Origin of the sequence: Roseateles sp. SL47 (assembly GCF_026625885.1) — a bacterium.
Classification (GTDB): domain Bacteria; phylum Pseudomonadota; class Gammaproteobacteria; order Burkholderiales; family Burkholderiaceae_C; genus Roseateles.
The window spans coordinates 4,940,344-4,962,776 of sequence record NZ_CP113068.1; the positions used below are offsets into that span (position 1 = coordinate 4,940,344).

A 22,433-nucleotide genomic window follows, 5' to 3' on the forward strand; every position below is an offset into this window, starting at 1 on the left:
TCGCGATCTACGCCCTGCTTGGGGACGCCCGGAACGTCTGGCAGGTCCCTTGCCATTAGTCGGCCCGAAGGTCTCGCAACGAAGGCGCAAAGTTGGCGCCAATCACCGTCCCGGCCGTGGCAATCTCGAACTGCCACTCTTTCCCTGGGCTGCCGCCATCCAGGGTGAATGCCTCGCCGTCTGTGACAACTCGCTCGTCTCGCAGCTCGAAGATTACCTCTCCTGTAGCCTCGTCAACGGCGCTGCAGTATGCCCTGACCGTCGCTGGGAAGCGCCTCGCGATCAACTCGCCGGCACTGATGGTCACCTCCTGCGCCGAACGGAACACTTTGCTGCGGAACGTCGCCGTGGTGAAGGCCTGGCCCGCGTCCCATTTTTTGATGGATCCACCATCAAGAATGAACACAGAATCTCGAAGCTTGTCCAGGAATGCGCAGGTGAAGCCCTGCTCGGCGTAGTAGATGCCGGCCGGCTCTCGCGTGTTGATGGCAAAACACCGCCTGGCGCCACCTGGCTGAACTTCATAGGAGCCCAGATATAGGCCCTCATAGAGAACGCCCACGAGGGTCTCCGGGTTGAGCGCCAGCCACTGATCGCGAGTCAAGATGCCATCGGTCAGCAGGCGCGCTCCAAGGTCTCCGTAATATGCCAAGCCGTCTGGGGATGCCCACACAACACCGTGCTCGACATTGCAAATCGATCGTTCGGAGACGCACCCCTTTTCGAAAGGAATGCTCTGATCGCTCATCGACCCCGGAAGTGACCCGCTCAGGATGTACGGGCGACCGGTCGTCAGCACAAGAAGATTCCCAGACCATACCGCTAGTCCAACCGGTGTGACATCCGCCGGGATGAACTCATACGCCACCGGCCAGGCATACCCCTTGTAGGACTCACAGAAGCGAACTGATCGCCCGGAGATCCCGGCCAGCATGCCGGACCAAAGACCGATCAAGCACTTCAGGTCTGCCGGCGGCATCTCCCACCCGGTGGTAGCCAGGGTGCCAGCACCGACCGCCAACCCTTCATCGAGTGTGCCCGGGTCCGTCGATGGAATGTCCTTCAAGAAGAAGAAGTCGCTTTGCCCGCTTGTGCCGACTTCGCTTCGGTAGATGCGTCTGGTCGTGATTCCGTAGTTTCCGGCGGGTACGGCTGGGAGATTGGCAATACTCACCGTTGAACTGGGCCGAGCCGTCAGCGATCCGATGATCCGAGGCTTGGACTCCTCTCCCTTGTCGGTGATGAACGTGTCTGCATAAAACACCAGGCGCTCATCCCCAGAGCCGACAGCCGCGACGGTCAGCAAAGAACTGCCGTCAGGTGCCGGAACGCCGAGTTCGCGTGCTGCGGTTGGATACGGTGGTGCGGCGAGGCCGATCACGTTGTCAGTGACCTTTGGAGCACCTGATCCAGTGAAGTAGGTTCGTTCCGTGGAATCCGAGGCGTAGAAGCCTCTCACCACATGCACCACGGTTGTCCAGGACATCCAATAGGCCGTGTCGGAAAGCACGTCCCGCCCCATTCGATAGATCGTCCTGCGGTCAAACGGCACCGCCGCGACCTGTGCCGCCTGGCGCCAGGGAGTCAATTCGCCCAGTCGCGGACGCTGGTTGACAGAATTTTCACCAACCGAATCACCGAGCAGCCGGGCATCGACCGCCTGAATGGATCCGGCCATTCCAGTGATGATGAAACGCATCCCCGGAGCATGAGGCGGGTTAACGCGAAGTCAACCCGATCGAGCGCTTGCGAACACCGCACAACTCCGGGCGCACTCCCCCACATGCGGAATGCTCGCGCCGAAACTTCCAGATACATTTGCCGACACAAATTCAAAAGCTATCAGGCGAGGAAATGAGGGGTCGGATCGTGTGGGGCGTAGGCATTGCGCTGGTTGCGTTATTCAATGCCGGGTACGGAGCAATGCACTTCTGGGAGGACCCAGAAGGAGGTCTCGGAAACTTCGCAGCGTCATTCCTGCTCACATTGGTGGCTGTCCTCATCGCCCGCCCCACCAGGAGAACTGATGCAGAAGATCATGGCACCGCCGACCTTCTGGATCAGACCTCCACCCCTAGTCCCAGCGGAGAGCCTGGCGCACCGCCAAAACGCCCTCGGCCGTGAGCTCGTCTCCCAATAGCAGCCCCTTCTCCCGAAGCGCATCTTTCGCGCAATAGACATAGAGATCGCTTCCCGTCAAATACTCGTGTGCCGTAGCAGCCAACGCGTCGTCAGAGAGAGCGAGAAGGAGTTCGCGGCGACCCGGTTCTGCCAGTTCAGCCAATGCCCGTTCAACACGGTCGTCAATCAACTGCATAAATTGCGCCTTCGTTCAAGAGAATGCCAGCCCCCGCTGTTGATCAACCAGCTGAGCTTCCGTCACAACGTCGACGTTCGCGCGCTGTGCGTCAAGATAATCCACCAGCCCCAGAAAGGCGGGCGTGTTCTCGGCCACGCCATGGAACACAAACCTCATGACCCCCTTGGCGGCGATCACCTTATCGACCAAACCCTGCATGTGGGCAGCGGTGTGAATCGAGGTATCAACGCCGAAGGCTTGCAGGTTGTACGGGTCGGGCGTGGGCACAACCTCAGGCCGAAGATACGGGATAGTGCCGGCTGAATAGATGTTGAACGACCGCATGCTACGGAACGCATCGCGAAAAACCTTGTCCCTCGCAGAGCCCATGCTGACATTGCTGAAGTAACTCCCGTCTGCCCCGCCCCGCCAGCCTTCGGCCTCGTAAAGCGCCCTCATCGCCGACATCTTTGCCGCGAACTCGGGCAGGGAGTCTGTTGGAGCTTCGGTGTCCCAAGCCTGGCTTGCGATCTGCCATCCAAACTCGTTTTGCAGACGCGTGAGTTGCTTGGCAGTCATCTGATACTGATCCGGAGTGCCTCGGATCACACTCGCAACGGCACCCGGGTATGCGACTCCGGGGAATCCACGGCTGCCCATCACCCGCATTGCAGCCGTCCAGGTGTCTTGCCGACAGTCATCGAAGCCGATAATCACAGCCCCTCGCTTAAGGAGGGCCGGGCAAGCAAAGATGTTGCCAACCAACATTGCTCCCACGTCAGAGCTCGTGATCCGGAAGCCTGCTGTCACCACCGCAGTGAGAGGCCCAGGGGCACCGACCGCAGTGAAGTTTGATGCTGGTACGCCGAGAGTCTGCCAGTAGGTGGCACCAACTTTCAGGGTCGCATTGAACGGGTAGACCACCTCCGCCTGCCAATAGTTGGCGCTTGCCGAGCCAATCTGCCCTGTCGTGTAGAGGCGAATCTGCATGGTGCCGGGAGGCGAGCCCGACAGCATCTTGAGCTGCACATAGACATTGTTTCCGGTGACGTCATAAGCGACGGTGTTCTCTACCGCCCGCGCAACCACGATGTCCGAGTTCGCGATCCAGCTGACCCGCATGGACTGTCCATTGGTCGCCGAGCCGCCATAGTTCGCGTTCGCGCTATTCCAGGTTTCGCCCACGAATGGGTCGGTGTAATCGGAATTGACGCCGATGTTTCCGGAGTTGATGACGGTATTGACGCTCGTCGGCGAGAAGAACATGGCCAACACCTTCCGCTTCGGGAAGCCCACCAGCGGCAGGTTCGAGGCGCGCGGTGAACTGAACGGGTGATAGCCGCCATAGTTTGGGATGCCGGTGACACCAAATGGCGTAACAACGGACTGCGGCGTGAAAGTGACGTCCGCACGTCCGGCCGCCCCAACGTTCTGTACGGCCTGAAGCGGGCCAGTGAAGCTCAGCGCCGACGCCTGACCAACAATCTGTGTATCACCTTGCTGCACAGCGACGGAGCCCCCGCCCATACCGCCTAGCTGGGTGCCATCTTTCGAGTACCACTTGCCATCGTTGGGATCGAACAACGCCTGGATGCGATCTTTCGCCGTGGCGGCAACCGTTACGGCGGCGCCCGCGCCGACAGCAACTGCCTCAAGTGCAGCCCCCAAATCGCGGGTCATCCCTGCTTTGAAGCCCTGCCAGTCATTCACGAATCGAATCATCGAAGCACCTCAGTACATCGTGGGCCGGCGGCGCCGAATCTTTGCCTGGCCCTTGGTCTTGTTGAATGCAGCAGCGTTGCAGGCTGCGCCGAATCTCTCGGCCGCCACCTGGGCCGCCGTCAGATCGGTCCAATCCTTCTTCGCCATAGCGAATAGCGTCTGTTTCGCCCCTTCTCGCAAGGTTTCGGCATGGTCCTCAGCGATCCAGTCAGGAAGCCCTTCGGCGGCGGTGGACGGCTTCAGCGAAAGCTGCAACGTCACCGGGACGGCGCGGGTGGGCACCGGGCCGATGAAGAATTGCCCGGCATGGAACCATACGTATGGGCGCTGCCGGCCAGTGCTTTGGGCGCTCCTTGCATCCTCGACGTCCAGTAGGTCGACCTTCCTGTCATCACCGACATCGGCCTGGGAGATCCGGACGACGCTGGCGCCGTCTGGGAGAGCCAGGACGTAGCCCGCAACGCCCGTCTGGGTCTGGAAAGGATCCAGGGTCACCGTCCACACATGAGTCTGCTCGCAGAAGGCGCGGGCAGCTCGGCGTAGGTGAGAGATGGCAGTCAACTCAGGGCAGCCATCCACGTCGACCAGCAGGTCAGGCAACAGGTCGTCGAACAGGATCATGACGCGGACCCCACCGGCTGTGGCGCAAACGGCAAACGCTTCAAGTTCGGATTGGTTCCTGTCAGTGCTGCCACGCGGGCATTGATAGAGGCGGTGAACAGGCTCACATACTGTCCAGCCCTGCCGTCCTCGGCGGCTGCGTCGGCTCGCTTCAGATAGGCCCGGGCGCAGATGTAGTTCACCAGGTCGTCCGCGTTCTCGTTGCTGAGGCTGATCTCGGTGTCATTCGCACCGTCAAGCCTGTAGAGCTCGGCTCCCTTCTCACCGCCGGCCGGGATCTGGTCCGGCTCCGCGATATACGACAGGTCCACCCACAGCCTCCCGGCAGGCACGCCCGGCTCAACGAAGAAGTGCCGCGGCGTCATGGGGTCGAAGGTGAACTGCCGCACGAAGGTGCCGACGGAGCTGTGCCAGTTCGGGCTTTGCCGGTCCAGCAACTTCCGATCCACTGCCGGTGGGATTGCCCGTCCCGGCGTCACGCCATCGGCACCCATGTTGCGCACCAGCCCGAGCAACTGCATGCCGCGCACCGGTTGGAGAGGTGGAGCCCCTCCCTCCCTCTTCACATCCGCAGTCGGCAGTTCCTCGATCGACTGTTTCGTGCCCGGCTTCAGCCGCACCGCATCCATCCGGCTGCATGCCGCAGGCAAGTATTTGATGATGGCCAGCTGGGCATCGTTGGCCCAGGAAACCATGTCGCGCTCCGGATGCACTTTGAACTGCGGTTTCACGTCCTGCAGCATCGAGGACGCCTTCCACAGCAGTTCCCGCACCAGCATGCGCGACATACGATCAGCCGCCCGACTTCAACGCATCGATGACGAACTGCTTGAGGTTGTCACCCTTCTTCGTGTGATGCGGCTTGGACAGGCCTTGGTCCTGGGCGAACTTCCGCACCTGCTCGTCATCCAGCGGGCCCAGGTCATACACCTCACCCTCGGGGGAGGTGATGACAAACCGCGCGGGCTCAGTCGCCGGGTCCTGCGTGGGCCCGGGCGGAAGCCCGGACGTCGAAGAGCCGTCTTTCGAGTCGTTCTCGTCCTCGTCCAGTTCGTCGTCCAGGTCGCCGTCAAACTTCATGGCCGGCCTGGGCTTCACGACGGCAGGCGTCGTGTCCCCGCCATACGCGCGAAAGCCGCAAGGTGCGGCCGCAATCAGGGCTTCAGCAAGCTCGTCGTCGTCAATGGTCGCCACGACGTCACCTCGGTCGTTGGCGGCGAACTTGATCGACTGGCCGCCAAAGTCAACGGCGATCTTCTCGGTGGGGCCGCGGCGGTAGGCTTGGACTTTCATTGGTCATCCTCGTAGCGATGGCTGATGGCGATCCTGATCTGGGTCTTCAGCTTGTCGTCGTCGTACCGGTCGGCCTCGCTGCGAGAGATGCCCATCGTGTGGGCATACTTCCGCAGGGGCTCCCCGCTCATGTGCATGTAGTTGTCGCGATTGACCGGCGGACCATCCTCGACAACACCGGCATCGCCGCTCATCAGGCGATGCCGACGGGGGCCGGAGCCACCAGCAGGATGGCGCGGATCACCTGGCCAGCCGGCAATGCCGCGCCGGCCACCACAAAGCCCCAGCCCGTGGTGTCGTCAACCTTGCTGTTGGCTGTGTAGGGTTTTGCCAGGCGCGTGATCGCGGCTGCCGAGACGCCGAAGGCGGCAGAGAACTCCGCGCCGCAAGTGCGCGCCGCGTCCAGCGAGCCGTAGGTGCCGGTCAGCAGACCCCAGGCCAGCGTGCTGTTCGCGGCGCCGGCGGTGTTCTGCACGTTGCCGTCCACCACCACGCAGTTGTTGGGCAGCGCGCCCATTTCGATCACGTCGCCGATGGCGACGCCGGCTGCTGGCACCACGTATTCGGTGACGAGCGGGACCAGACTGACAGCGTCAATCGGGTTCATAACAGGCCGCATTGCCGCGATCTGCTTGGATTGCTTGAGAGCCATGCTCTGCTCCTGTTCAGAGAGAAGAAAAGAGGCCTGCGCTGTGGCAGGCCCCTACGGTCAGACAGCCGGTGTGAACGCGGTATCCACCGAGATGACGCCGTAGTCCATGCCGTTGTACTGGCACTTGTCAGCGCCGAAGATCATCTCGAAGAAGAGGATCTTCTCGTGGCCATGGTCAGCCTCGGATTCGTCCAGCTGGACTTCCAGGCCGTCAGCCTGTCCCTTCGTTCCGTGGGCCAGCGCACCCGCGCTGGCGCCCATGAAGAGACTGCGGGCCGCGCCGATGTTGGCGCCGGCACCGTAGTCATTGAACTTCACACCGGTCTCGATTTCGTCTACGAGCACGCCGTTGAACCAACCCGCGCCGCCCTTGAAGATCTCGGATTCCTTGCCGATGGCGTTGGTCAGCGCCTTCTGGGCTTCGAACCAGCCGGCCGCACCCACGTCGTCGCGGATGTCCTGGATCACCTCGGGCAGGCAAGCCAGGATGAACGCCTTCTTTCCGTTCTTGACGATGGGCGTCATCTTGACCGCCTTGTCAGGCTGGCCGCCCAACATCTTCCGGCTCTTCGTGCGGAGCTTGTTGATGGTGGACAGGTTCATCTTGTCCGTGGCGACCAGGCTGGCCTTCGTCGCGGAGCCACTCGTGCCCACAAACAGGTGGGCCGCGTCGGGCGCGCGGAGGGCGTTCGGATAGCCAGCGTAGTTCAGCCCGAAGTGCTGGATCTCGTCACCGGTACCGCGTGCGCCGGAAACCGCCATGGACGTGACCTCGTCATACATCTCCTTGATGTAGTCGGTCAGCCGCTCGCGCCCCTGCTTCTTCAGGTTGAAGCCAACGCGAGCTTGGTCGATGCGAGCGCCGATGTTCACACCGTGGCGGAACTCGTTGATACGCATGGTGTGCGAGGCGTGCTGCAGGCGGAATTCTGCGCCTTCCAGCTTCTTGCCCTCGGTCACCGGCTCGCCGCGCAGCTTGGCGACAAGGGCGGTTGTGACCTCGTCGCCATTGCCGCCGTTGCCAACGTTCTTGCCGCCGGCCTCGGTGTCCACCTTCCGGATGATTGCGCTCGGCGTGCCTTCCTCACCCATCATGCGGGCAAAGTATTGTTCCTTGATCGAGTCCTGGGCGACCGTCGCCGACCAGGCGCGGCGCTTGTTCGGATCGGTCGGCAGAATCTGAGTACGTGCCATGTTTACCTCCTATGGTGGAAGGCACATGGCGCACTCATGCGCGCCTGAGAGTTTCCGGTTTAGCCGGGACGCTTCGCTGGACGCTGGATCCTGACGGACTCAGGAGCCTGCACCTGCACACGGGCTACCTGCCCATATTTGTGATGCAGTGTCAGAGTGATTTCCTCCGAGTCAACCCCTCCGAGCCTCAAAGTGAGCGTTTGGCCCACCTTGACGTCGAAGAAGGCTCCGCGCGCGGGTGTGGTGTCGGCGCTCATTCGTCTAGGAGGCGCTGCTTCTGGGCAGGCGAGAGCTTGTCGAACGCAGCCTGGTAGTCCTGCCCCTTCAGCCCACTCAACGCATCGAACGCGTCGCCACCGGTGTGCGGAGTCGATGCGGTCGGCAGATCCCGCAGCGTGATGGGCGGCTTTGGCGGAGTACGCACCGCAGCAGCTTGAGCTCCGGGCTTCGCGGCTGCTGCCGGCGCCGGCGCCGGCGCCGCAGCCTGCGCACGGACACCGCGAACGGCGCAGAGACCCTCGTGAGCAAGCTGGGCAAGTTCACGGAAGTTCTTGCCTTCGTTGGCCGGGTCACTGGCGACCGCCCGTAGCATTCCGTCGAACGCAGCCCCCACCTTGGCATCGCTATAGTCGAGCTGCCCGGCGGCCTTCGAAGCCGTGGCGATTCCGCGCAGCACCCCGAGCTGGTGGCGCTCCAGTGCGCTGGCATTCATCGCCTGGATGGTCTCGTTACGGGACTGCTCCGCTGTCAAGGCGTCGCGACGGTCGCGCAGGTCGGCCATCTGCTGGTTCCGCTCAGCATCGGTGAGCGATCCTTCCGTCCATTTCTGGTCGATCTCCTGCTCAGCCTTTGTGAGCTCGGCGCGCTTGGCTTTGAAGTCGATCTTCTCGACCTGGATCAGGTCCGGCTCTTGATCGTCTTCGCCCGCAACAGCGCGCAGAGCGGACTCGTCGAGCGCGCCCTGTTCGGCAGCGACGCTGGAGCCTTTGCCGGTGCCATCGTCGGTGGTGCTGGTGGTCGTTTCCGCCGCCGTCGCGGACGTGGCCTCCGTCGTCGCCGTCTGATCTTCAGCGCCAGAGGCTGCGGCAGCGGCTTCGTCCTCGCCGTGGTCGTCCTGGGCCTCGGCTTGGCCGTCGACCGTGCCAGCCTCGTCGCCCTCGACTTCAAGCGGATCGTTGTCGCCGAAAGGATCAAGGCCAGACGCCAGTTCCTTCTGGACCTGGGCGGCGATGGTTTCGGATGTGGAAAGCGTCATGTTCACTCCTGCGAATGGTTGTGGGCCTGCGGCTTATTTCTTGTCCGCGACCGTCTTGGTGTCCTGCACGGCGTTCTGGAGGTTGGTCAGCTCCTCCTTGGCCATCTTCTTGGCGGCTGCGAGACGCTTCGGGTCGCGTCGAATTTCCTCGGCGCGCACCAGGCTGCGCATGTCTTCGCGGATCTCCCACTCGTCGCGTTCGCGAGCGGGGCTTGCCGTGCTTCCCTGTAGCAGTGCTCAGACCCGGACCCGGTGCACTTTCCGTTCGCATCGAACCCCACAAATTCGTGAATGGCCCGTCGGCTGATGGCCCACATCCCGGCACCCTCTCCCCGCACGAAGACGTTTGTCTCCGGCCAGATCACCATGCACGGCGCGGCGCGGCGGTGGTCACCCACCCACTCCAGGCTCACGACAAAGCCGCGATGGGTGTAGACCTTCCAGGCATGCTGGCCACCGGCAGAGAACATTGGGCGCCCGTCTGGGCTCAAGATGGGTGATCGTTGCATGTCAGCTCCAGCGACGGCGGTCGCGGTTCTTGAACTTCTTCATGGACTCCGCCACGGCGGGATTGATTGAACGGAAGCCCTGGGCGTGCTGGCGCAGCGCATCGGCGGCTTCCGTGTGCTTATCTTTGAATGGTTCGCCACTCCACGTTGCGGTGCTCCGGTTCCACTTCTTCCGATAGCTGCCTAGATGCGCGAGCCCTTCCTTACAGCCGGCTTCGTCGAACGCATAGCCGCTGAACTTCTTCCGCGTCAGGCGGATGCCATGCATCAGCTCTTCCACCCGGGGCACGACGATCCATTCGCCGCCGATGCCCGCAAGCCCTTCAAGCTCTTCCTTCGGCGACGTCACCTTTTCTGCCTGCTGGCGCTTGTGGTCCGCGTCATGTGGAAGGTGGTGCACGCCCCAGGTAATGCCGAGGGCCGTGCCCCGCTTCTGCAGGGTCGTGATGAAGTGGCTGTACGGCTTGTCCCAGTCCTCGATGAAGTCGAAGAACCGATCCAGCCCCTGGACGTGCTGGTGCAGCCAGATGGCGACGCCATCGCTGGCACCAATGTCCCAGAAGGTGTTCACCGGGAAGCCGTCGAGATACGGATAGGCACCAATGCGGCCGCCCTCTCGCGCCATGCGCAGTTGCTCGGCGTAGTACGTGCCCTCGGCGCTGACCTGGAACGCCTCGTCGGGCGTGCTGGGGTACTCCCTCCACATCAACTCGATGTCACCCAGGCACTCACTGGTGAACGTCGTGACCCACCAAGCGCGCTGGCCCAGGTCAAGGGTCTGACCGATCAGCTCCTGAAGCTTGTCGAAGTACTCGTGTTCCTTGACGGTGATAGGCACCATCTTGGCGTCACGCTGCGACAGTCGGTAGCCGGCTTCGCCCCACCAGGGATAGAAGTGGAAGCGCGACTGCTTCGGATTGAGCGGCACGCCCTTCTCGGCGAGCTCCCGCGCGTCATCAACCATCGTCTTGAAATCGCCTGGCGGCGCCTTGAGGCGCTCCCCGGCCATGCGCTGAGCGATGCCCGAGAGCCAGGACTTGGCATCCCCGGGGGCCTTGTTTTTGACCGCTTCTCGCAACGCTTCTTCGACGATGGCCGGGTAGTCCCGCGCGATCGTGTTCACGAAGGCAAAGGCGTCTTTCGAGGTGACCTCGTTCGCGATCAGCCAATCCCGAGCCTCATCCCAGAGGCGGCGCTTAGCAGCCCGCTTCAGAGCCTCCTCTGGGTCGGATTCGGATCCAGAGTTATCAACAGCAGGAGCCGCGAGAGCGGGTCCCGAACCTTTAGGTTCGGAATACATATCTCCCTGTCCCTGTCTCTGTCCCTCTCCCTGTCTCTTGGAGTCAATTTCCTCTGGATTTCCTGGCGACGTCCCGACGTTGTCGCCAGGGACAAACAGCGCTTGGCCTTGGGGGCAACCAGCCGCCACCCAGGCCTCAAAGGTGGGACGTGGCACGTTGGCTCCCTCGTGACGCTCGTTGTGCTTCTTGATGCGGCCGCACTCGGTAATCCAGCGCTGCTTCAGCTTGGCCTGCCAAGCCTCGCGTGCCTTCTCTGCAACGACTGGGTGATAGAGCCGGCCATCGCTGCACTCGACCCAGCCGCGCACGGCGCCATCACGCACGCGCTTCCACGCTGGGTCGATTCGGCCGCGCTGCCCATAGCCAGCGGCCTTGGCGATCCACTGGTCATCCTTCGGCATCGAGGCGGCAGGGATCTGGTGCCAGCTTGCCGCCCAAAGCAGCACAGCGGCCCAACAGGCCTCAGGCGTCTCGTTCGCTGCCAAGCCGGAGTCGCGCAGTCGGGCCACCTCCAACGGCATAAAGGCGAAGTCGGTCAGGTCACACCCGGCCGGAGTCATGGGGTCTGGACGATCACTCACGAGAGGCAAAGCTCCGTTTGACCGACTTTCAACCGCAGCGCTTCCACCGTGACGCCGGACTCGGGATCCTCCTTTGTGCCGTGCACCTCCAGCAGCTGGGCGTCCAGCAACTCCTTCACGCGGCCGCAGACCGTGCCGGTCCGCATTCCGGTGAGCTTCTCCAGATCCCGGCGGGAATACACCTGGCCCGGGACCATGGCCTCCAGGACCCTCCGCTGTGCGTCCCCCAGGTGCGCCCAGGACATTGACCTGTAGGCCACAACGCTCGTGTCAGCAACTCGTGCCATCACATGCCTCCCTTAAGGATGAGGGTTGTCTTCAATCGGTCCGCCTCGCGCTGGGCAGCAGTCGGCGTGGCTTGCGGGCCCCTGCGGTCCAAGACCTCCTGCAGCTCGGCTGACCTGCGCCGGCTGTCCTTGGCCGCCTTGCGCTCCCTCGGGCTAGGCGTGGGAATCTGGGGCTTGTAGTCACGGTCGAAGGGATTCACGCGACCTCCTCGAACAGCGAGCCCTGAGAACCCACCGGAGCCTTGGGCGGCAGCGGTGTGCCTGCTGTGCGGGCGGCCGCCTCGATGCGTGCCTCAGCAATCGGAAAGTAGTCAGGCTCCAGCTCGATACCGATGAACGAGCACCCTTCGAGCACCGCCGCCCGGCCAGTGCTTCCGCTGCCCATGAACGGGTCCAGCACCACCCCGCCGGCCGGCGTGACCAGGCGGACGAGGTACTGCATCAGCTGGGTGGGCTTCACCGTCGGGTGGAAGTTGCCGTTCCGCGCTGGCCAGTCGGCGCGCTCCCGGTCGCCCATGGTGGCGTTGGAGGTCACGGCCGGAATGTCGCTGCCACCCAGGCCGTCATTCCGGTCGGCCCGGCTGGCCTTCGGGCAGTAGAAGAACCGCGCTGCGCTGCCCTGATCCAGGCGACGGGCACCTGGCTTCATCTTGAAGCCCACGGCTCCCGCGTTCTCGCCGTTGGCGCTTGCCTCGCCTACCCGCTTCATCGCACCATAGACATTGCTGGTCCTGGAGCTGGGCGCCGTGGAGCTGACAGGCCCCTGCTGCCCCGGCGCGTTGGGGAACGCTTCCATTACCTCCGGACCACCATCGTGGATCAAGTTGGCTGGCCAGCGGCCACCATCGCCACCCACGCGGCAAGCGTCGATGTTCAGCCCGCCAGTGGCGTGTTTCGCCCAGTTCTCGGCGTGGGTGCCGATCAGCGGCTTCCGGGCAACGACGATGGGTTCGTGCGCCGGCTTCAATGCCGTTCCGCCCCAGGGCCCGTTGTGGGACTTGGGGAACCCGCTGCCGAACACCCACATGATCTGGTCGCGGATCTCGAAGCCAGCGTCTTCGATACCTGCCGCCATCCGGTGGTAGGTCCGTGGCGAAGCAAACGACAACAGGTGGCCTCCCGGCTTCAGAACGCGCAGCGCCTCGCGGCTCCATTCCTCGCTGAATTCCTGGAATGCCTGCATGGCCTCAGGGGTCAGGTCGTACTTCCCCGCCTCGGCTGCATTACTTTTGTGCCCACCCATCTGGGTCGCGTGGGAATCATGGGATGCGGCCGCTCGACGCGCCGCAGCACGCTTCTCGATGTCAGCGCCGTCCCAGGCCTTGCCCATGAACCGGATCCCATAGGGAGGATCCGTCACCACGGAATCCACGCTGGCGTCGGCCAGCTTGCGCAGTTGAGTGAGGCAGTCGCCCCGGTACAGGGTGACCGTCATGCGGCCTCCCCGTAAATTGCAACTTCATGGGCGAAGTTCGCCAACACCAGGGCCTTGGCCTGCGGTGGGCTGACACTGTTGCCGCACATGCGAACCTGGGCCGTGGCGGTCAGCGGGATCCGAGGGACCTGCAGCGGGTTGGCCGCCTGGACACCGTCCACGAACAGCTTCTCCGGGTCCGGGATCTCCTCGATCACGTAATCAGCCGGGAAGCCCTGGGCGTTGAACAGCTCGCGGGGCTTGAGCATGCGCAGCGTGATGTCCACCAGCACCCACCACTGCCCCTGCTGGAACACAAGCACCATCTCAGCTGGATCTGGGAAGTTCTCCGGCAGGTAGCGGTGCAGCAGCTCGGCGCACTCACGGGCGCGATCGGCGTGCTCGGGCGCCAGGCATGCGGCCGGGACCTGCATCGTCTGCACAAGGCCCATGCGTCCCTTGGTCGGAAGGGTATGCATTGGATCGTCCAAGGTCTGCCACTGGCCGCCGCTGGAGTAGTACTTGACCGCGTAAGCGGTGATCAACCTTTGGTTGCTGCCCGCAGCAGTGATGGTGGACATTGGGGCGTCAACCGGTCGGCCGTCACCGTCATAGAAGCCGCCATTCGCCTGCTCCATGCAGGCTGAGACAAGGGCCTGTTCACCTCGGTTCGCCCCAGTGATCGTCTTGAACGGTTCATCGGCACCGTACCCGCTACGCTCACCATGGTGGGTCAGGTGCGTGAGATGCACTGCAGCCAGGGCGCTCGTGGCACCACTGGCGGTCACGGTGTTCAGAGGAACCTCCAGGGAGCGCACGCCATGGCTGAAGCGCTTCGTCCCGTCCACACCCTCTCCGTGGCCCATGTCCACCAGGTGGGCGGCCACCACACCTTGCTTCACGCCACCGGCCACAACAGTCCCCAATGGCTGGCGAATGTCCTGCGTGCGTGCATCCTGGCCTGGCCGCTCGCCGTAGCCGATGGTGACCAAATGAGCCCCAGCCAAGGCATGATGCGTGCCGCCGGCCGAGACGGTCGAGAGCGGCGCCGCGACAGAATGACCGCCCATGTGCCCACTGCTGGTGCCACGCATCGGCGTCAAAGCTGGAGCCACTAGGGTGAAATGCCCACCCTTCACCTGGGCGCACTGGGTGCGCAGCGGCTCATCTGCTCCGGATGTCTTTCCCTCTGCAGGACGAGACTGGTCGCCGATGAACGGCGTCAAAACGGGCATTGCCAAGCAAGAATCTGCTTTTGCCGTGATGGTCTGGGTGGGCTGGGTGACGCTGCGCGCCGATGACTGCCCCATGCGGCCGCCCACGCCAACGATGAACGGCGAGGCGCTGGTGAGCACGTGGCGCCAGAGGCCTTTTGCCACCCGGCGCTGGGTGTTCTCGGCGAGTTCGCGTTCACGACCAAATACCGACCTGGCCGGCAGACTGAAATCGATGCACTCAGCTGCAGTGCGCCATGGGCTGAGCTTGCCCGCCTGGACCGCAGCGCTGGTCGGGTCGCCATGGGTGGCTTCGGGCCAGACGATGGGGAGGCCATCCCGCCGGGCGATCAGGAACAATCGCTTCCGGATCGTCGGGGCTTCATAGTCACAGGCCCGAAGCTCCCGGTAGTCCACGTTGTAGCCCAGACCTCGCAAGAGCTGCGTTGCCATCTCGCCATCGGGATCAATCTCCAAGAACTCGCACGCCTCCTCGAAGGCAGGATGATCCCTCCGGATGCCCTTGGACAACATCGCGCAGAATGCTTCGAATGTCTCGCCAGCGCGGCTGGGGTCGGGTCTGTAGCTGCCGTCAGGCAACTGCATAAGCGGCCCCCAGGTGGTGAACTCTTCCACGTTCTCCAGCATCAGGACACGCGGCTTGCAGAGAAGTACCCAGCGAATACCTACCCAGGCGAGCCCACGGATCTCCTTCTTGACCGGAGTGCCGCCCTTGGCCTTCGAGAAGTGTTTGCAATCGGGAGACAGCCAAACGAGCGCCACCGGCTGGTTACGTGTCACCTGGATCGGGTCCACGTCCCACACGCTCTCGCACAAGTGCAGCGTGTGAGGGTGGTTCATGGCGTGCATCGCCAGCGCCTCGGGATCGTGATTGATCGCAATGTCCACTGGGCGGCCGAACGCTTGCTCCAGACCGGTTGACGTTCCACCGCCTCCAGCGAAGTTGTCGATGATCAGCTCGCGGCCAAGGTCGAGCGGCATCGTGAAGGCATCGCGCCTCATGCGGACGTACCTCCCATAGGAAGCGCGACGTGGGCACACGGCGGGAAGTCGAACGTCATCTTCGGGGTCGGCGGATTGACGGGCGCCGCTGGCGCTGGCGCGGGAACCGGGGAAGGAACCGGGAACCGGAAACGGTCCTCAGGCTCACGAGGTGTGGGGATGCTCATGCTGGCGCGTCCTCCATTTCGGCCGCGGCCTCGACCTCATCCGCAGTTCCATTAAGCAGTTCGACGCACTGCTCAACCGTCAGGTCTTTGATCGACTTCACGTGGTTGATTGCCTTCCGGACGTCTCCGGGACGCAATTCCGCGCGCTTCGCCAGCCCGCGCAGACGCTTCGCTACACGCTCCCAGGCCCGCACGCGGTTCGAACCCCATTCCTGGTACTCGGGTGGAAGTCGGTTGGCGACCCGCAGCGCTTCGGCGCGTAGCTCGGCATGGCGGGCGACAGTGGCCGCCTTGCGCTCGGCGGCTTTCGATTGCTTCTCGGTTGCTGTGATCGGCATTGCGAACTCCAGGTGTTTTTTGGGCTACCGCACGTGGCGGACTGGTGCAGGTCAGACTGCCTCGGGGGAAACTGGCGCGTGTTCAGCCGCGATTCGGGCCGAATGGCCGATGAGGTCGAGTTCGCCGCCCAGGCCTTCGATCAGGTCGGGGATGAGTTGGCGAAGCTCACCAGTGAAGAGGGCTGCGTCCACATCGAACGCTTCGTCCTTGGCCGGCTTGTCGCGGCCGTCGAACACGATGTCCAGGAACTTCAAGCCCTTGAGCTGCAGGCCGTCGGTGAGCGTGAATGAAATGCGGTCCCGCCAGGTCATGGCCAGACGAGTCGGCAACTTTCCGCCGGCCAGGTGTGCCTTGACCTCTTCCGTGTCCAGGTTGTGCCTGTCATAGCGCACGCGCGACTTCATCTCATCTGGCGCTCGCGCCTCCAGTTCACGGTCAATCGTGAATCCGGCAGGAGGTTGCCCATCGATCAGCCACGCTGTCATGCACGCTGCTGGCGCATGGGCGCTGTTGAGCAACCGCAGCCCCAGTGAGGGATCTGCTTTGATCAGCAGGCTGATCAGCTCATCGGCTTTTCCAACGCTGCCGGATTCGACTGTCAACAGACGCGCCACCGGATCAATCCAGACTCGCATGTCGCTCTGCGTCGGGAAGGCGCGGGGCAACAGCTCCAGCTCCGTTTGTTCCTTGATGTCCTTCAGTTGCTTCTTGCCTGGCTTGCGGCCGGTCATCTGCTCAACCTTGCCGGCGGCCTCTTTCACTGCTTCGCGAAGGGCGGATGCCGGCACTGCCCGCCGCTCAATTCGCAGCGTCAGCAGCCATTGCCCGTCGATCAACTCAATGATGGCTTCCAGGCCATCACCACGAGGCGGGACCCAGCCTGCCGACACGCGCTGCGTCGGCCCAGTCCGTTCGAAGCGCTGGCCCTCCAGCACTTCAGCAAACTGCAGCAGTTGGGGCTGCCAAGCTTCGTCGATGCGGTAGAGGATGAGGTGTTTGAACATTGGTGAATCGCCTTTTCGGTTTTTTGGGCGGCAATGGGCCGCCGCGAGATCGAATCGCGTTAACTGGCGTGCTCTGAACTGAGGGGGGTTAGCTGGTGGCCGTCGGCTCGGTCACCACGGGCGGCGCACCAGGCGGCCCTGCAGGGGCGTGAAGCAGGTTCTGCTGGTACTGGTGCGGCCTGCACTTGCCCAGCTTGTGCATGTCGTGTGCGTGCTTGGCCGAGCAGTCGCTGCAGAAGCCGAAGGCGGGTCGGTACCTACCCTTGCTGTCGAAAGGCTTCACCTTCGCCGCCGCCTGAGCGCTGTCCAGGTAAGTCACCCACTGGCTGCGGCTTTCAAAGCAGTCCGGTGCCGGCGGGGCCATGAGAAGGATGGTGCGGCGGTCCATGGTCAGACAGTCGTTCCGAGCTCTTCCGCCGCGCTTGGATTGCCGCGCAGCACTCGGGCAATCAAACTTGCCTTCGTCGCCTCCTGCTTGGCCCACGCGCCCAGGATCTGGTTAACCAGCTCAGTGCGTGTCGTGCCGTTGTGCAGACTCACCGCATCCAGAACGGCGACGATGCTCGACGGGCACGGCCCGCGCAGCTCCACCTGCTTTTCGCCGGAGCGAGACAGCAGTCCTTCAAACTCTTCCGGAGATGTCGTCATGGCTGATGGTGTGAACGTTGAACTATTGAAGGTGAAGGCGCTGATCGATTTGCGGATCTGGGTCCGTCAGGTGATGCGAGAAGCAGCCGCAGACCTGGCCATCGAGGGGGCGCAAACATCCCTCGCAGCCGCCGAATTGCGAGAGCTGGCGGACAGGCCCGGGGAATGAAGCGCAGGCTCTGCCGCGCCCGATTGAGAGCTCTTGAGGGGAATTGGTGGAGCACCCTCGAAAGAGATCAGCTCAGGCCAGATCTCGTGCCAGTCGAGCGGACGAAGATCCCACCTCATCACCTCACGGCCGGTCGCGCACTCGATGGGAAGGCAGCGCATAACCGGAACCGGGCGAACACCTCGTGACCACTGCCACACAAGTTGTGGATCCACCCCAATCGCCTTTGCCAGGGATGTCTGTGCTCCGCGATGGCGATCCACGTATTGAGCAAGTTGCATGCGCCAATCTTAAGCGCTACGCTTTAGGAAATCAAGCGCCGCGCTCATTCACCTATTTAAGCGCCGCGCTCACAGTGCCGGTCATGAAGACAGTGGGCACCATCCGCCGGGAAAACCTCGAACGGCTGATCGAAAAAATGGGGAAGCTGGAGGCTGTCGCCTCCACCGCAGAAACAACTTCCGTTTACCTGAGCCAGATTCGAAACCAGACGATCGATCGGAAAACGTTGCGGCCGCGCGAGATGGGTTCTGCCATGGCGCGACGAATTGAGCGGGGCTCGAACCTTCCTGAAGGATGGATGGACGAGGACCATGCCGGCGCTGGCCTTCCTTTAGCTGGGCTCGGACCTGCAGACCAGCCTGGCCAATCCGAGTTTGCACACCTAGTGCCCCGCCGTTTGGTTGATGTCCTAGCCGACAACCTGGTGTTGCTTTCGGCAGAAGAACACCGGGCGTCCGTTGACGCCTGCAGGCGCCTAGCTGAATCCCCAGACAGCCAGCGTGCCCGCGATGGGCTGCAGGAGCTGCTCGGACAGGCCCCCGCAGTGTCGGTGAGCCAGGAGGCTCTGCTGCACCACGTGCTTGGCATGCTGGCGGACAAGTGGCCGGTTCAGACTGAGCAGCCGGTGATCCAACGGTTTCTAGAGACCGTGGACAAATTCATGGCGGAGGAAGGAAAGACGCTGGTCCTCACCCATGTAAAGGATCGTACGCCGGAGCAGAACCTCAAGACCCCTTGAGACAATCGAGACGGGAGACGCCCCAGCCAGCCCAGCAAGAGGCAAGGCCAGGGCAGAGTAGTAGCGCCCCGTGAATCCACCCCCAGGCGGGCCTCCCGGCCTTCCAGATCCGCCCCCGACGAACATCGAGGGAAACGCCGTCTTTCTTCTCTCTCGATCCGCAGACCTTGAGGTCCCGGAGGACCGCTCGCGCATCTGCCCCCAGTGCGGACATCACACTTGGGTGGACACTCGTTGGTGTGTCCGATGCTGGCATGACATTGATCGCACCAAGCTCAAGCGCTGGCATCCAACCAAGCTCCTGTGGCTGGCCCTGTCGGTGATCGCTATCCAGGCGGCAGCCATCCTCGCCCTGCTTTTGGTCCGATAAGCGCACACCTTTTGGGGGAGCAGGAAAAAGATCCTCCGCCGTCTGATTGTGCGGCTCCGCGCATTAAGTGTAAAAAGCGGTAAAGGGAGAGAAATAGATGACGAACGATCCGAGTCGCTTCGACTCGTTCCTGGACAAGCTCAAGCTTGACCCAGTAGTGGAGCCTGTACCGCCCGCCTCAAAGGCACTGCTGCGGGGAGTAGTGATGCAGATGGACCGCTGGCACGTCGCCGGCCATGTGGTGATCATTCCAGACGCCGGCTCAGAGGTTGTCGCCCAGGTGCTGAATTCCAGGCCGGCGGCCTCAGATACAGCCGACGACGCCCGCTAGCGCTTCCCATGAACGAGGAACACCGAGAGGTTGCGGCGCGATACAAAGCCCATCGAAAGTTCGTTCGCGAGGTGCTGGAGGAGCAGTTGCTTTCCGAGTATCGATTTCGAATCGACGTCGGAACGATCGGTGACGATGTGCTTCGAAAGGCCCGCCGAGACTGGTACGGGCACGAAAAGCGCCGCGTCAACTGGGATTGGGAAAATGAGATCTTGGTGAAACACTACCGACGAGGCCCTAGGGGGATCGAATTTTCGTTGTCCGTTGAAGGCCAACTTTGCGGCCTGGCTGTTGCCAGGGTCTCACGTCACAAGCATTGGCTATCCGTAACGCACCTGGAGGGAGCGCCAGGAACGCACCGCTTGAAAGGCAAGGTGCTTCCCATCATGGTCCAGGGGTTTCAGATGTATAGCGCACAAATTTCACGGGATGACGAAGAGCAACCAGGATTACGCCTGCTGAACCCCACAGATGATGCGATGGTGCGGTACCGACAAGCAGGGTACAATGCAAGTGCCTTGACAAAGAGGCTTTGTGCGGTAGTGATCCAACCGCGCACAGGAGAAAACCATGAACATCGCAACGAAAAAGAACCCGAATCGGAGGCCTAAGTTGGAGCCGACCGCCGTCGTTCTGCTCGATCAAGCGCGTGCTCGCATTCTCGCTCGACAGCGCACCACCCTTTCCGAGGTGCGCCAGCGCTTAGAAGGCCTGCTTGAAGACGAAATCTCTGGCGTCGTTGTTGCTCGACGCTGAGGTCCCTCACCGACTCAAAAAAGCCCGCCTAACGCGGGCTTTTTGTTTGGTTCGGCGGCCATTTGCAACCGATTTCGACGCAGTTTGCAGAGCATCGTACGCTGCCGTACTGCAGCGTACGATGCTCTTCCTAACCTGTCACCCCTCATACGGGGCCCTACTTCCAGTTCGAGCCAAATCTCAAAATTGAGAACTGACCGGGCTCAGGGGGAATTTGGCGAATCAACGGGCTCGGCTTGCCCCTGACGCCAGCTCGCTCCGGATCGACAACAAGAACTCTCGCGTCGTCGGGCGGAACCCAGTCGGGATGATGTCGGGCCGAAAGTACTCCTGGAACCGCTCTTCCATGCCCTCATCACCCGTGGCAAGGAAGCGATCGATGTCCTCAATCAGTGGCCGCAGGATCGAGGGGTCGCTCTCTTCTACACATGCCTGCACCACGGCTTCAAGCGTATCGCCGTGGATGTCGAAGTCCTGATGGAACCACCCCCCCATGAAGGCAGCCAATTCTGGAAAGAGCTGTTCGCCCTTGGTATGGATGATGGGCATGATCAGGGCACCGGGTAGGAAGTGAGTATGAAGTAGACGCGATTTTGCTGCTGCACACGGCGCAACACGACAACAAGCCGGGTCATCTGTTGGAACTGCCCAGTAGTCCGTACCACCCCCTCGCCAACAGACATTGAGGCTTGGTACTGGAACGAGAACGGCTTCCCCCCGACCTTGGCAGTCTTGGCCCAGGTCTCAATCTTCGACGCATTGGCGCGCACCGCTGCGCTTACGTGGCGTTCCGCGTCAGCCAGCGTTCGAAATGTCGTCGCTGCGGGGATCTTGGTTTCGGCCGCGAGGCGGGCCCTTAACTGCGATTCTGTTTTCCCGACGTGCTTCAGGATGGTGTGGCCGCCAGCGGCCTCCTCGGCTGCCAGACTGATCGTCCCTTTTCGGATGGCCAGAGCCCGAAGAACTCCAACACCTCCAGCCAGGAACGGAATAGCCAAATCAGCCCCAAGGCCTATCATCTCGGCAGTCTTGGGATCTGCACCAAGGGCAGAAGACAATGCCTTGGCTGAATCCGCCGTCAGCGTAGAGACGTCTCTGCCCGTGGCGATCTGGCGGACGGCGGAAGAAGTGGTGTCCATGCCGTGGGCACCCAGAACGCCACCCGCAACCTTGGTCAGCGCAGTAGGCTCCGGAACCATCAGTAGGCCCCCTGCCCCCACGAGTTCTAAAGCCCCACCCACAAGCTTGCCAATGCCCCAGAGCCTACTGGAAAGGGATGGCTCGGATTCAATCGTCTCGCCCGCGAGCACCGCAGCGAGCTGAATCGGCGTCAACACCATCTGCACACCGGCATCAGGCGCTGGGTCAAAGTCTTCGCCTTGGGGGAATGCGCTACCGGACGGTCCGGGTATTGGCGAGTGATGCAGACACAACGTGCCACGGTCGAATGGCTGCGCCTCGCTACCGCACAGTGGCCCTGGAATCCTCTCGTTTGCCATGTGGTAAGCCGCAGTTCAGACGGCCCTCAAAGCCCAAAAAGTTCATTCTCTTATCGGGTGTAGCCCGGCACAGGTCACCAAAGTCACAACGCATCAGGGTGCAGACTGGTCGGTGTCCTTGCGATATTGGTCGATGAACTCGAACAGCTCATCGTCGGTGTGCACGCCCTCTGACCAGTCGAGAACATGCCGGGCGAAGACCGCGTGCACAGAAGCAACGGACGCAGGACGAGATGGCTCAAAGCTACGAATTACGTTTGGATTGCTAGCAGCGGCTGCCCGGGCAGGCGTCGACGGCCGCTCCGCCGGATTCCCTGGGGGCGCAATCGGTTGGTTACGCATCTGGTAGGCCGCCTCGAGCAACTCCCTTCCCCTTGGGTCTCGCGCCTGGCTCTCAAGCTTCATGAAGGACGAGAACTCGGAGGCCATGTAAGGGTCACTATTGGTCCGCCCGGGGTGCTCTCTCCAGTAGAAGAGCTGCCCAAGCGCCTGCGCCGACTCCGGCCAATCGAGTGTCGCAGCCAACAGCCAAGTCCCGTCATAGCCGGCAGCGCGAAGATGCCCGACCGGCCAGGCTGATTTCTGCCGAATTGCGCGCGCGACCCAGGCCATAGTCAACCACTGATGTGGCGTCCCCTGAGGAAACACTTCGAAAGCCGCAAGGCAATCGGCGATCGTCTCTCTGACGATCTGGTCAAACACTGCTCGCGGGCTGACGACTGCCGCCGCGCGTCTGATCAGACGCTCCATTTGTTCTCCTCCCC

The 22,433-nt window shown here is 62.5% G+C and carries 27 protein-coding genes and 1 pseudogene; 5 read left to right on the forward strand and 23 right to left on the reverse strand.

Translation table 11 applies throughout. The features are described 5' to 3' along the window. Window positions 1–55 precede the first annotated feature (55 nt). From OU995_RS21235 to OU995_RS21325, 19 genes are all read right to left on the reverse strand, one after another. On the reverse strand, window positions 56–1,699 hold the full coding sequence (locus tag OU995_RS21235; RefSeq protein ID WP_267832120.1) for a hypothetical protein: 1,644 nt from the start codon (window positions 1,697–1,699) through the stop codon (window positions 56–58). Between the two features lie 375 nt (window positions 1,700–2,074). Next, window positions 2,075–2,317, reverse strand: a complete 243-nt coding sequence (locus OU995_RS21240) for a hypothetical protein (RefSeq protein ID WP_267832121.1) — start codon at window positions 2,315–2,317, stop codon at window positions 2,075–2,077. 15 nt (window positions 2,318–2,332) lie between these two features. Continuing rightward, window positions 2,333–4,009 (reverse strand): hypothetical protein, encoded by a 1,677-nt coding sequence (locus tag OU995_RS21245; protein ID WP_267832122.1) that lies wholly within the window; start codon window positions 4,007–4,009, stop codon window positions 2,333–2,335. 21 nt (window positions 4,010–4,030) lie between these two features. Further along, the gene (locus OU995_RS21250; RefSeq protein ID WP_267832123.1) at window positions 4,031–4,642 is read right to left on the reverse strand and encodes a hypothetical protein; all 612 of its coding nucleotides are present in this window, start codon (window positions 4,640–4,642) and stop codon (window positions 4,031–4,033) included. Then, entirely contained in the window at window positions 4,639–5,430 is a 792-nt protein-coding gene (locus tag OU995_RS21255) for a DUF6682 family protein (protein WP_267832124.1), read from the reverse strand. Before OU995_RS21255 ends, OU995_RS21250 begins: the two co-directional genes overlap by 4 nt. Window positions 5,431–5,434: 4 nt before the next feature. After that, window positions 5,435–5,935 (reverse strand): hypothetical protein, encoded by a 501-nt coding sequence (locus tag OU995_RS21260; RefSeq protein ID WP_267832125.1) that lies wholly within the window; start codon window positions 5,933–5,935, stop codon window positions 5,435–5,437. After that, window positions 5,932–6,129, reverse strand: a complete 198-nt coding sequence (locus OU995_RS21265; protein WP_267832126.1) for a hypothetical protein — start codon at window positions 6,127–6,129, stop codon at window positions 5,932–5,934. Before OU995_RS21265 ends, OU995_RS21260 begins: the two co-directional genes overlap by 4 nt. Then, window positions 6,129–6,587 carry a hypothetical protein gene (locus OU995_RS21270; RefSeq protein ID WP_267832128.1) on the reverse strand — a complete coding sequence of 153 codons (459 nt, stop codon included), beginning with the start codon at window positions 6,585–6,587 and terminating at the stop codon, window positions 6,129–6,131. The genes OU995_RS21265 and OU995_RS21270 overlap by 1 nt, the downstream gene beginning before the upstream one ends. Before the next feature lie 57 nt (window positions 6,588–6,644). Then, window positions 6,645–7,781: a N4-gp56 family major capsid protein gene (locus tag OU995_RS21275; protein WP_267832129.1), complete on the reverse strand. Its 1,137-nt coding sequence runs from the start codon at window positions 7,779–7,781 to the stop codon at window positions 6,645–6,647. Between the two features lie 253 nt (window positions 7,782–8,034). Beyond that, window positions 8,035–9,036 carry a hypothetical protein gene (locus OU995_RS21280; RefSeq protein WP_267832131.1) on the reverse strand — a complete coding sequence of 334 codons (1,002 nt, stop codon included), beginning with the start codon at window positions 9,034–9,036 and terminating at the stop codon, window positions 8,035–8,037. A 33-nt stretch (window positions 9,037–9,069) separates the two neighbouring features. Further along, window positions 9,070–9,207, reverse strand: coding sequence for a hypothetical protein (locus OU995_RS21285; RefSeq protein ID WP_267832132.1), 138 nt, complete (start codon window positions 9,205–9,207; stop codon window positions 9,070–9,072). A 339-nt stretch (window positions 9,208–9,546) separates the two neighbouring features. Further along, window positions 9,547–11,427 carry a hypothetical protein gene (locus OU995_RS21290; RefSeq protein ID WP_267832133.1) on the reverse strand — a complete coding sequence of 627 codons (1,881 nt, stop codon included), beginning with the start codon at window positions 11,425–11,427 and terminating at the stop codon, window positions 9,547–9,549. Beyond that, the gene (locus OU995_RS21295) at window positions 11,424–11,714 is read right to left on the reverse strand and encodes a hypothetical protein (RefSeq protein ID WP_267832134.1); all 291 of its coding nucleotides are present in this window, start codon (window positions 11,712–11,714) and stop codon (window positions 11,424–11,426) included. Before OU995_RS21295 ends, OU995_RS21290 begins: the two co-directional genes overlap by 4 nt. Before the next feature lie 196 nt (window positions 11,715–11,910). Then, window positions 11,911–13,149: a DNA-methyltransferase gene (locus OU995_RS21300; RefSeq protein ID WP_267832135.1), complete on the reverse strand. Its 1,239-nt coding sequence runs from the start codon at window positions 13,147–13,149 to the stop codon at window positions 11,911–11,913. Beyond that, window positions 13,146–15,365, reverse strand: a complete 2,220-nt coding sequence (locus tag OU995_RS21305) for a DNA cytosine methyltransferase (protein ID WP_267832136.1) — start codon at window positions 15,363–15,365, stop codon at window positions 13,146–13,148. Before OU995_RS21305 ends, OU995_RS21300 begins: the two co-directional genes overlap by 4 nt. A 163-nt stretch (window positions 15,366–15,528) precedes the next feature. After that, on the reverse strand, window positions 15,529–15,870 hold the full coding sequence (locus OU995_RS21310) for a PDZ domain-containing protein (RefSeq protein ID WP_267832137.1): 342 nt from the start codon (window positions 15,868–15,870) through the stop codon (window positions 15,529–15,531). A gap of 51 nt (window positions 15,871–15,921) precedes the next feature. Continuing rightward, a complete protein-coding gene (locus OU995_RS21315; RefSeq protein WP_267832138.1) occupies window positions 15,922–16,875 on the reverse strand; it encodes a recombination-associated protein RdgC in 954 nt (317 codons plus the stop codon). 88 nt (window positions 16,876–16,963) lie between these two features. Then, window positions 16,964–17,263, reverse strand: coding sequence for a hypothetical protein (locus OU995_RS21320; RefSeq protein ID WP_267832139.1), 300 nt, complete (start codon window positions 17,261–17,263; stop codon window positions 16,964–16,966). 2 nt (window positions 17,264–17,265) lie between these two features. After that, window positions 17,266–17,523 (reverse strand): hypothetical protein, encoded by a 258-nt coding sequence (locus OU995_RS21325; RefSeq protein WP_267832140.1) that lies wholly within the window; start codon window positions 17,521–17,523, stop codon window positions 17,266–17,268. Between OU995_RS21325 and OU995_RS21330 the strand changes: the two genes are divergently transcribed. Next, window positions 17,522–17,692 carry a hypothetical protein gene (locus tag OU995_RS21330; protein ID WP_267836427.1) on the forward strand — a complete coding sequence of 57 codons (171 nt, stop codon included), beginning with the start codon at window positions 17,522–17,524 and terminating at the stop codon, window positions 17,690–17,692. The two genes, OU995_RS21325 and OU995_RS21330, sit on opposite strands and share 2 nt — an antisense overlap. Before the next feature lie 146 nt (window positions 17,693–17,838). Here the strand turns inward: OU995_RS21330 and OU995_RS21335 are convergent. After that, a pseudogene (locus tag OU995_RS21335) lies at window positions 17,839–17,907 on the reverse strand (hypothetical protein); the annotation flags it as partial. On the opposite strand from OU995_RS21335, the gene OU995_RS21340 reads away from it, so the two are divergent. From OU995_RS21340 to OU995_RS21355, 4 genes are all read left to right on the forward strand, one after another. Then, entirely contained in the window at window positions 17,877–18,713 is an 837-nt protein-coding gene (locus OU995_RS21340; protein ID WP_267836428.1) for a hypothetical protein, read from the forward strand. The pseudogene OU995_RS21335 and the gene OU995_RS21340 sit on opposite strands and share 31 nt — an antisense overlap. A gap of 467 nt (window positions 18,714–19,180) precedes the next feature. Continuing rightward, entirely contained in the window at window positions 19,181–19,414 is a 234-nt protein-coding gene (locus OU995_RS21345; RefSeq protein ID WP_267832141.1) for a hypothetical protein, read from the forward strand. A gap of 8 nt (window positions 19,415–19,422) precedes the next feature. Further along, window positions 19,423–20,025 carry a hypothetical protein gene (locus tag OU995_RS21350; protein ID WP_267832142.1) on the forward strand — a complete coding sequence of 201 codons (603 nt, stop codon included), beginning with the start codon at window positions 19,423–19,425 and terminating at the stop codon, window positions 20,023–20,025. Beyond that, window positions 19,985–20,170: a hypothetical protein gene (locus OU995_RS21355; protein ID WP_267832143.1), complete on the forward strand. Its 186-nt coding sequence runs from the start codon at window positions 19,985–19,987 to the stop codon at window positions 20,168–20,170. The genes OU995_RS21350 and OU995_RS21355 overlap by 41 nt, the downstream gene beginning before the upstream one ends. Window positions 20,171–20,392: 222 nt before the next feature. Here the strand turns inward: OU995_RS21355 and OU995_RS21360 are convergent, their stop codons facing one another. From OU995_RS21360 to OU995_RS21370, 3 genes are all read right to left on the reverse strand, one after another. Continuing rightward, window positions 20,393–20,719 carry a contact-dependent growth inhibition system immunity protein gene (locus OU995_RS21360; protein ID WP_267832144.1) on the reverse strand — a complete coding sequence of 109 codons (327 nt, stop codon included), beginning with the start codon at window positions 20,717–20,719 and terminating at the stop codon, window positions 20,393–20,395. Between the two features lie 2 nt (window positions 20,720–20,721). Continuing rightward, window positions 20,722–21,504: an RNase A-like domain-containing protein gene (locus OU995_RS21365; RefSeq protein WP_267832146.1), complete on the reverse strand. Its 783-nt coding sequence runs from the start codon at window positions 21,502–21,504 to the stop codon at window positions 20,722–20,724. Between the two features lie 258 nt (window positions 21,505–21,762). Continuing rightward, the gene (locus OU995_RS21370) at window positions 21,763–22,419 is read right to left on the reverse strand and encodes a hypothetical protein (protein WP_267832147.1); all 657 of its coding nucleotides are present in this window, start codon (window positions 22,417–22,419) and stop codon (window positions 21,763–21,765) included. Between the last annotated feature and the right edge of the window lie 14 nt (window positions 22,420–22,433).

Coding starts and splice junctions, on each gene's coding strand:
- OU995_RS21235 (WP_267832120.1), bottom strand. CDS start 1,699: ATGCGTTTCATCATCACTGGAATGGCCGGATCCATTCAGGCGGTCGAT.
- OU995_RS21240 (WP_267832121.1), bottom strand. CDS start 2,317: ATGCAGTTGATTGACGACCGTGTTGAACGGGCATTGGCTGAACTGGCA.
- OU995_RS21250 (WP_267832123.1), bottom strand. CDS start 4,642: ATGATCCTGTTCGACGACCTGTTGCCTGACCTGCTGGTCGACGTGGAT.
- OU995_RS21255 (WP_267832124.1), bottom strand. CDS start 5,430: ATGTCGCGCATGCTGGTGCGGGAACTGCTGTGGAAGGCGTCCTCGATG.
- OU995_RS21260 (WP_267832125.1), bottom strand. CDS start 5,935: ATGAAAGTCCAAGCCTACCGCCGCGGCCCCACCGAGAAGATCGCCGTT.
- OU995_RS21265 (WP_267832126.1), bottom strand. CDS start 6,129: ATGAGCGGCGATGCCGGTGTTGTCGAGGATGGTCCGCCGGTCAATCGC.
- OU995_RS21270 (WP_267832128.1), bottom strand. CDS start 6,587: ATGGCTCTCAAGCAATCCAAGCAGATCGCGGCAATGCGGCCTGTTATG.
- OU995_RS21275 (WP_267832129.1), bottom strand. CDS start 7,781: ATGGCACGTACTCAGATTCTGCCGACCGATCCGAACAAGCGCCGCGCC.
- OU995_RS21280 (WP_267832131.1), bottom strand. CDS start 9,036: ATGACGCTTTCCACATCCGAAACCATCGCCGCCCAGGTCCAGAAGGAA.
- OU995_RS21285 (WP_267832132.1), bottom strand. CDS start 9,207: ATGCGCAGCCTGGTGCGCGCCGAGGAAATTCGACGCGACCCGAAGCGT.
- OU995_RS21295 (WP_267832134.1), bottom strand. CDS start 11,714: ATGGCACGAGTTGCTGACACGAGCGTTGTGGCCTACAGGTCAATGTCC.
- OU995_RS21300 (WP_267832135.1), bottom strand. CDS start 13,149: ATGACGGTCACCCTGTACCGGGGCGACTGCCTCACTCAACTGCGCAAG.
- OU995_RS21305 (WP_267832136.1), bottom strand. CDS start 15,365: ATGAGGCGCGATGCCTTCACGATGCCGCTCGACCTTGGCCGCGAGCTG.
- OU995_RS21310 (WP_267832137.1), bottom strand. CDS start 15,870: ATGCCGATCACAGCAACCGAGAAGCAATCGAAAGCCGCCGAGCGCAAG.
- OU995_RS21315 (WP_267832138.1), bottom strand. CDS start 16,875: ATGTTCAAACACCTCATCCTCTACCGCATCGACGAAGCTTGGCAGCCC.
- OU995_RS21320 (WP_267832139.1), bottom strand. CDS start 17,263: ATGGACCGCCGCACCATCCTTCTCATGGCCCCGCCGGCACCGGACTGC.
- OU995_RS21330 (WP_267836427.1), top strand. CDS start 17,522: ATGGCTGATGGTGTGAACGTTGAACTATTGAAGGTGAAGGCGCTGATC.
- OU995_RS21325 (WP_267832140.1), bottom strand. CDS start 17,523: ATGACGACATCTCCGGAAGAGTTTGAAGGACTGCTGTCTCGCTCCGGC.
- OU995_RS21345 (WP_267832141.1), top strand. CDS start 19,181: ATGACGAACGATCCGAGTCGCTTCGACTCGTTCCTGGACAAGCTCAAG.
- OU995_RS21350 (WP_267832142.1), top strand. CDS start 19,423: ATGAACGAGGAACACCGAGAGGTTGCGGCGCGATACAAAGCCCATCGA.
- OU995_RS21355 (WP_267832143.1), top strand. CDS start 19,985: ATGAACATCGCAACGAAAAAGAACCCGAATCGGAGGCCTAAGTTGGAG.
- OU995_RS21360 (WP_267832144.1), bottom strand. CDS start 20,719: ATGCCCATCATCCATACCAAGGGCGAACAGCTCTTTCCAGAATTGGCT.
- OU995_RS21370 (WP_267832147.1), bottom strand. CDS start 22,419: ATGGAGCGTCTGATCAGACGCGCGGCGGCAGTCGTCAGCCCGCGAGCA.